Source organism: Geodermatophilus sp. FMUSA9-8 (assembly GCF_037034165.1).
Taxonomy (GTDB): Bacteria; Actinomycetota; Actinomycetes; order Mycobacteriales; family Geodermatophilaceae; genus Geodermatophilus; species Geodermatophilus nigrescens.
The window spans coordinates 1-229 of record NZ_JBAGKE010000034.1; the positions used below are offsets into that span (position 1 = coordinate 1).

Here is a 229-nt window from a genome sequence, read left to right on the forward strand (position 1 = left end):
CGGCCGAACTGGTCAGCGTTCCACCCTCGAGCACCATCCAGGCACCCCGCGACCCACCCGGACTGGGCGGACCGTCTCGTCCTGGCATGGCTCTGCACCCGACAACCCTCAAGGTCGCCGAGCGAGTTGCTCCTTAGAAAGGAGGTGATCCAGCCGCACCTTCCGGTACGGCTACCTTGTTACGACTTCGTCCCAATCGCCGATCCCGCCTTCGACGGCTCCCTCCCAC

At 65.5% G+C, this 229-nt stretch carries 1 rRNA gene; it reads right to left on the reverse strand.

The window, feature by feature from the left end:
* Nucleotides 1–137 precede the first annotated feature (137 nt).
* Nucleotides 138–229: ribosomal RNA gene (locus WA616_RS24400) — 16S ribosomal RNA — on the reverse strand; the annotation flags it as partial.